The sequence below is a fragment of the Vibrio sp. V09_P4A23P171 genome (assembly GCF_963875615.1).
GTDB lineage: Bacteria > Pseudomonadota > Gammaproteobacteria > Enterobacterales > Vibrionaceae > Vibrio > Vibrio anguillarum.
This window is the reverse complement of record NZ_CAWNMR010000048.1, coordinates 1-4910: the sequence shown is the minus strand read 5'-3', so window position 1 is coordinate 4910 and position 4910 is coordinate 1. Positions and strand designations below refer to the sequence as shown.

Here is a 4910-nt window from a genome sequence, read left to right as displayed (position 1 = left end):
ATGGATTACCGTTAGGGAGTTGCAGCAGCAGTTAGCCCTACTCGATATCCACCGCACCACTCGCAGCATTAAACGCTACCTCGATGAAGTCATTGTGGAGGTGTTTAACGTGGAGTGTGATTCGATGAGCATGCCCCATGTTTATCGGAAAACCTCAGAGCAATTACTGAAACTCAACAAGCAGGAAATGCTCTATTGGCAACTGACCAACAAGTACTTACTACCGCTGGTTCCTGATGCACTGAATTACGGGCAAGGGTCCTCCTCGGAGAGAGACAAACCCTTTTCACACAAGGGTTCAGCACAGTCAAAAGAGCAAGCATGGTTAGCCAAAGTACATGTAGCATTGCCCACTATTCGCGAGTGGAGTGACGAGCAACGGCAAGTGTTGAATGCGGTACACACGGCATTATTGCACAACCGTATGCTCAAGATATCTAGCCAAGTATTGCAGCAAGAGAAGGCGCTCATTGAGCCACTGGGACTCTCGGTTCAGTGTGACGCGCTCTTGCTGCTCTTTCGATTATCCGGTCAACACACGATACGCACCCTAGCCTTGCCTTTGATTGATGAGGCCAGTGTATCGACGTTTTCTTTTACCTATCCGACTGATTTCAATCTTGAGCGGTTCATGCGTGAACACGATGGAGTCAGTGCGTCCTGAATTTCACTCACCGATAAGGAGAGCACCGTTATGACATTAACCAACACTCTACTCCGATACGCCGCTATGAGCGTGCTGTTTATCGGACTCACCGCTTGTAGCGACCAGGACGAGACTCAAGCAGCAACGGCTGATATTGAAGTGTCGATATCGGCTAACCCCCACTGGGGAACTTTGGTCTTTGACCTTCAAGCTATCACCGACAACACCGTAATTAGCAATGTAGTGATTAACCGTGGCAACTGCCGATTACCTGCGGGGACTACCTCAGAGCTATCAAGAAACGTTTCATTGAAGTTCGGCCAAACCTACACCGGATACAGCAACAACTGCACCGTAGACAGCGTGAAAGAAATCGAAGTCACCTCCAGCGCTGGCACCTTTGTCTACACCTTCTAACTTTCAATTCCCAAATAATACACTCAACCAACTCGTAAGGATCAACTATGAACAAGTCATCTCTACTTATTGCAACAGCGTTAGTTTTCTCAACCTCTTCCGCATTTGCTGGTGGAACGCTGGGCGGCAACCCATCCGCGGATTCGGGAGCCGTCAACGTCAATGTAGGCAAATGTACTCAATACAAATTGGATGTGAAAGCGGCAAAAGAGTCTGGGAAGGATGTATCGACCATCGCCGTTCCTAAAGGCTGTGAAGCCATCAAAGAAAAGTAATGCCACCAGCAGTGGTAAAATGACAATGGGGAGCAATCACGCTCCCCATTCTTTTTTTGTCTCAATGCACAAGCGGCACAATCAATAAACTAGCCTTCTAAACTCATTTTTGGACAGAACTGTTTTATACTTCCTGCTAATTTACTGAACCATCAATTATCTAAAGTATGGCAAAATTTATTGCGCAATATTGATTGATAGTGCAGACGACTCGCTTTCTCAGCGTATTTCCATGAGTTAGCTCATGCCTATTTTCAATAGTCAACAAACTGTAATGAAAGTATGATAAATGTCGAATTTAGTAATCCTAAACATCTACAGGGCAATTGATGAAAATATTATTTGTGTGCAAACATAATGCAAGCAGAAGCATTTTGGCTGAAGCAATTGCAAAAAAATACCTGCCTGAAAATTTCCAAATCGCAAGTGGTGGTAGCCATCCTAAGGGTCAGATCAATCCTCGTATTGCACAATACCTTGAAATGCATGGCTTTGATGCCTCTGAGTTTCACAGTACGTCATGGGAAGAAAGGCTTAGCTTCCATCCAGATCTAATAATTACTGTGTGTGACACAATGCACAATGAAACTTGCCCAAACTGGTTATCTGCTGGTATTCGTGTTGCTTGGGATCTTGAGCCATTGCCTAATGATGAAGCTTCAGTCTCCGAATTTAACAAGCAGTGCGATAAAGTATACTCCTCTCTAAAACGAAGAATTGGAGCTCTTGCAAACATCGATTTTCAAAATCTCGATTCTGAAGAAATAAAACAGCATGTGCTCGATCTGAAATCAATGTAGATAAGTGTATACGTAACGAACTGATACTACTTCATTAACGTTTTTTACAGCTCTCGCTTATTCGATGACTTGAGGTTAAAAAATAATGCCAGCAATCGTAGCTGGCATTGGTGAACAAATCTGCTTAGTTTTATTTATTGCTGAGCCAGTTTTTGATTTGTACCTATAGGCAGCCAAAACGAAATAATGGTCGTTAATGCTAAGAAGGCAAAGGATACCCATAGACAGGCTGAGAACCCCCACATTTGGAACACCCATCCAGATAGAATCGTCCCTATCAAGCGCCCCATTGCGTTTGCCATGTAGTAGAAACCGACGTCCAGAGACACACCATCGCCCTTGGCATAGCTGACAATTAAGTATGAGTGCAGTGATGAGTTCACAGCAAACACAGCACCAAAAATCATCAATCCAACGACAATAACCACTTCTGGGTGCCATTGCTGCTGAACACTGTAAGCAATTACGCCAGTCACTATAGACAATACCAACGCCCACACTATCGCGGCTTTACCATCTGGAGTATGCCCCGATTTACTGCCTGTTATCTTTGGTGCAATTCCTTGAATGATTCCGTAACCAATCACCCAAATAGCCAGGAATCCACCTACGGCGCTATGATCCCATCCAAACACAGATCCCAGATAGATAGGCAGTGCAATCACAAACCAAACATCACGCGCACCAAACAGGAACATACGAGCAGCGGATAGAATGTTTACGCTGCTAGATTTGGAAAAAATTTCAGAGAACTTAGGTTTATTTTTCGCTTTGCCCAGGTCGGATTTAAGGCTAATCACACTGCCGATAAAGACCAGTAAAAGAACACCAGCCATCGCAGCTACCGCATATTGGAAGCCAATCATCGATAACAACGCACCACCTAAGAAAAATCCTGCACCTTTTAGCGCGTTTTTAGAGCCTGTAAGTATGGCGATCCACTTATACAATGCTCCTTGCGCATTCTCTGGCACTAAGGTTTTGATGGAGCTTTTCGCACTCATTTTGTTTAGGTCTTTGGCAATACCTGACAAGGCTTGTGCCGCCATGACCCATGGAATCGAGAGCCAACTTGCAGGGACAGCCAGCATTGACAGAGCGATGATTTGCACTCCCAAACCGATATTCATCGTTCGGTTCAACCCAAGACGAGCACCTAGCCAGCCACCGATGAGGTTAGTGACGACGCCAAAGAATTCATAAAAAAGAAACAGGGAGGCGATCTCTAAGGTTGAATACCCCAAATCATAAAAATAGAGCACCACCAACATGCGTAATGCGCCATCGGTAACAGTGAAGTTCCAATAGTTAAATGTGACCAACATGTACTGGCGGACATTTTGGTTGAGTTTAGACAACATATTCACTCTCTTTAAAAAAAGAGCCGCCTAAGGCAGCTCTTCAAGGCTTCTATTGATTAGCAAATTGGTGGATGTACTCAACTTGTACATCTTTAGTAAACGCGCCAGGTCGTAATGACTGGACATGAGTGATGATTTCTTGCAACTCCCAGCCTTTCTCTAGCAAGAGATGGGCGGCAAGCAAACCAGTACGCCCTGATCCTCCCATACAATGCATCGCTATCTTTTCGCCATTTTCTATAGCTTTGTGTAACGAAGGGGATATATGTTTCCAGCGAGCCAAAAACGCTTCGTTTGGTGCGCAGTCATCTTCTATTGGTGTATGGAACCATTGCAAGCCTGCTTGCTCAACAAGGTCTGGCAAGTCACCAACACCTTTTTCTTGCATCTCATGAGTGCTCAGTGCCGTAACAACGATGGTTACACCTTGAGACTTTAGTTGATCAATACTGTCACTCAGCGACGCTTCTTTAGTGCCAGGACAAGGAGTCAGTATTAACGCTGCGTTATTGTCTTCAACAGGCAGTTCCCACGTAGGATGTGTCATTGGTTTGATTCCTTATGCTAGGCCGACTTTACGAACAAGTTCTGCGGTACGTGTTGCGTAACCCATTTCGTTGTCATACCACGCATAGATTTTCACCATACGCTTGCCAACAACCATAGTCGAAAGCGCATCGACAATCGTTGAACGTTGGTCGCCTTTGTAATCAATAGAAACAAGAGGGCGCTCTTCGAAACCAAGTATGCCTTTCAGCTCATTCTGCGACGCTTCTTTAAGTAAATCGTTCACCTCTTCAGCCGTGGTGTCACGCTTAACATCAAAAATAATGTCGGTTAATGAGGCGTTAGCTAACGGCACACGCACTGCATGACCATCAATTTTTCCTTTAAGTTCAGGAAAAATTTCGATAATCGCTTTCGCAGAACCTGTGGTCGTTGGGATCAAACTCATACCACAAGCACGCGCACGGCGAAGGTCTTTATGCGGTGCATCCAAAATGGTTTGCGTGTTGGTCAAGTCGTGAATGGTCGTAAACGATGAGTGTTCAATACCAAGTTGCTCGTGAATCACTTTGACGATAGGCGCAATGCAGTTGGTGGTACAAGACGCAGCGGTCACAATCTGGTGTTTCTCTGGATCAAAAATGTGATCGTTCACACCAACCACAATGTTAGCAATCCCATCTTCTTTGACTGGCGCGGAAACAACCACGCGTTTAACACCTTGCGCTAAATACTGATTCAAAAACTCAGATTTACGGTGTTTGCCCGTTGCTTCGATGACCACATCACAACCAGACCAATCGACATCACTGATCGCTTTTTGTTGTGAGGTACGAATAACCTGACCGTTGGCAATGATCGCATTACCGTCGCTTGTCACTTCATGATGCCAACGGCCTTGTAT

The 4910-nt window shown here is 45.0% G+C and carries 7 protein-coding genes; 4 read left to right on the top strand and 3 right to left on the bottom strand.

Annotated features, from left to right (window positions below; translation table 11 throughout):
* The 4 genes from AACT23_RS13645 to AACT23_RS13630 form a co-directional block, all read left to right on the top strand.
* Positions 1-664 (top strand): WYL domain-containing protein (locus tag AACT23_RS13645; RefSeq protein WP_094129700.1); only part of this gene is annotated, 664 nt, incomplete at its 5' end.
* Positions 665-694: 30 nt separating this feature from the next.
* On the top strand, positions 695-1063 hold the full coding sequence (locus AACT23_RS13640) for a hypothetical protein (protein WP_094129697.1): 369 nt from the start codon (positions 695-697) through the stop codon (positions 1061-1063).
* A gap of 47 nt (positions 1064-1110) precedes the next feature.
* On the top strand, positions 1111-1338 hold the full coding sequence (locus AACT23_RS13635; RefSeq protein ID WP_094129694.1) for a hypothetical protein: 228 nt from the start codon (positions 1111-1113) through the stop codon (positions 1336-1338).
* Positions 1339-1667: 329 nt separating this feature from the next.
* Positions 1668-2138 carry an arsenate-mycothiol transferase ArsC gene (locus AACT23_RS13630; RefSeq protein ID WP_094129690.1) on the top strand — a complete coding sequence of 157 codons (471 nt, stop codon included), beginning with the start codon at positions 1668-1670 and terminating at the stop codon, positions 2136-2138.
* Positions 2139-2272: 134 nt separating this feature from the next.
* Here the strand turns inward: AACT23_RS13630 and arsJ are convergent, their stop codons facing one another.
* From arsJ to AACT23_RS13615, 3 genes are all read right to left on the bottom strand, one after another.
* The gene (gene arsJ / locus AACT23_RS13625) at positions 2273-3499 is read right to left on the bottom strand and encodes an organoarsenical effux MFS transporter ArsJ (RefSeq protein WP_170935150.1); all 1227 of its coding nucleotides are present in this window, start codon (positions 3497-3499) and stop codon (positions 2273-2275) included.
* A gap of 49 nt (positions 3500-3548) precedes the next feature.
* The gene (locus AACT23_RS13620) at positions 3549-4046 is read right to left on the bottom strand and encodes a cyclin-dependent kinase inhibitor 3 family protein (protein WP_094129684.1); all 498 of its coding nucleotides are present in this window, start codon (positions 4044-4046) and stop codon (positions 3549-3551) included.
* Positions 4047-4058: 12 nt separating this feature from the next.
* Positions 4059-4910: ArsJ-associated glyceraldehyde-3-phosphate dehydrogenase (locus AACT23_RS13615; protein ID WP_141195564.1), on the bottom strand; the 852-nt coding region annotated here is incomplete at its 5' end.

Coding starts and splice junctions, on each gene's coding strand:
- AACT23_RS13630 (WP_094129690.1), top strand. CDS start 1,668: ATGAAAATATTATTTGTGTGCAAACATAATGCAAGCAGAAGCATTTTG.
- AACT23_RS13620 (WP_094129684.1), bottom strand. CDS start 4,046: ATGACACATCCTACGTGGGAACTGCCTGTTGAAGACAATAACGCAGCG.
- AACT23_RS13635 (WP_094129694.1), top strand. CDS start 1,111: ATGAACAAGTCATCTCTACTTATTGCAACAGCGTTAGTTTTCTCAACC.
- AACT23_RS13640 (WP_094129697.1), top strand. CDS start 695: ATGACATTAACCAACACTCTACTCCGATACGCCGCTATGAGCGTGCTG.
- arsJ (WP_170935150.1), bottom strand. CDS start 3,499: ATGTTGTCTAAACTCAACCAAAATGTCCGCCAGTACATGTTGGTCACA.